This is a genomic window from Microcystis sp. M49636_WE2 (assembly GCF_030065375.1).
GTDB lineage: Bacteria > Cyanobacteriota > Cyanobacteriia > Cyanobacteriales > Microcystaceae > Microcystis > Microcystis aeruginosa_C.
Window position 1 is genome coordinate 1 of sequence record NZ_JASJFG010000440.1, and the last position, 1,543, is coordinate 1,543.

The following is a 1,543-nucleotide window of genomic DNA, read 5'->3' on the forward strand; positions in this document are numbered from 1 at the left end:
GTAAGGAGATGCTACCGTTTCTGTAAAAATTTTGGGATTATGAAGAAGATATTTAATCTTTTAATCAACCTTAAACTATTTACTTTTCCTAATCTCCACAATTACGATGCTTTTTCATGTCTTATTTGAAAACGCTATATGGACTATTTTAAACATATTAACGATACCTTTGGTCATCTCCTAGGAGACAAAACTTTAATTACTGTGGCTGGGGCAATTAAAAACTGTCTGCGTCAAGTGGATAGTTTTGGGCGCTTTGGGGGCGAGGAATTTGTCGCTATTCTCCCAGAAACTAATCTTGAGGATGCCGAAACCTTAGCCCGGCGCATTTGTCAAGTAATTAATAAGTTAAATATTGAAATTGATCGACAAAAAGTGCGAGTTACTGCTAGTATTGGTGTGGCAACATTTAGCACTCAAGATAATAATCTGGAAGAGGTGATCGAGCGGGCGGATCGTGCTATGTTCGCCGCTAAAAATCAAGGTAGAAATCGAGTTAGTCTAGGTAAAACAGTATGAAAAATTTGTTATTTATTCTTGGTTTTTTGCTCTTAGGTGTAGCCCCAAGTTTTAGCGCCGATCTCGATACAATTATACGCCGGGGAAAATTAATTGTCGCTGTCAAAAATAATCTCCCTCCCCTCGCTTTCCTTGATTCTCAGGGCAATCTGCAAGGATTGGAAATCGACATCGCTAAACGTCTAGCGGCAGAAATTCTCGGTTCTGACAGTGCTATTATTCTCAAACCCGTTAGTAATCAAGAACGTTTACAGGTGGTTATTGATGATCGGGTGGATTTGGCGATCGCTCGTGTGGCGATTACTCCCGCACGTCAGCGCTTAGTGGATTTTAGCCCCTTTTATTACCTCGATAGCAGCGGTTTTGTGACAAAAAACCCGCAATTTCAGCGTTTAGAAGACCTAGCTAACTCTAGAATCGCCGTACTCAACGGCTCGACGACAATCGCCCTTGTGCGTTCCAATTTGCCTAACGCTACCCTGCGCGGGGTTGCTTCCTATCAAGAAGCTTTTAATTTACTGGAAACGGGGGAAATAGACGCTTTTGCGGCTGATAATAGCCTTTTAACCGGTTGGGTGCGGCAATTCCCCAATTATCGTCAATTACCGATCCAGTTGGGGGCGATCGCTTTAGGAGTCGTTCTCCCTAAAGGTTTACAGTACCAAAGTCTCCGAGAACGCGTCAATCAAGCGATCGAGCGGCTAGAATCCTCCGGCTGGTTAGTAGAACGGGTGAACTATTGGGGACTCCCCCAGAGAATTCGCGAAATGGGGAGATAGGGTGATGGGAGTAGGAATTATGAATTATGAATTATGAATTATGAAGTGGGGAGCAGGGAGTGGAAATTATGAATTATGAATTATGAAGTGGGGAGTGGGGAGTGGGGTAGGGCTGTTTCATTCTCCCATCAGAATATCAAAAGTAAAAGCGATCACTATCAGGTAAAATGAGGAGTGACCGCCAACCTTTCAAATATATGTTGAGCTTAATAGAAAAACTAAAACAAGTCAAGGACTTTCGGAAA

The 1,543-nt window shown here is 42.6% G+C and carries 2 protein-coding genes; both read left to right on the plus strand.

Annotated features, from left to right (window positions below; all coding sequences use genetic code 11):
- Positions 1-138: 138 nt before the first annotated feature.
- Entirely contained in the window at positions 139-519 is a 381-nt protein-coding gene (locus tag PX484_RS10535; RefSeq protein ID WP_288103761.1) for a GGDEF domain-containing protein, read from the plus strand.
- Positions 516-1,298, plus strand: a complete 783-nt coding sequence (locus PX484_RS10540; protein WP_287668608.1) for a transporter substrate-binding domain-containing protein — start codon at positions 516-518, stop codon at positions 1,296-1,298. The genes PX484_RS10535 and PX484_RS10540 overlap by 4 nt, the downstream gene beginning before the upstream one ends.
- The last annotated feature ends 245 nt before the right edge of the window (positions 1,299-1,543 follow it).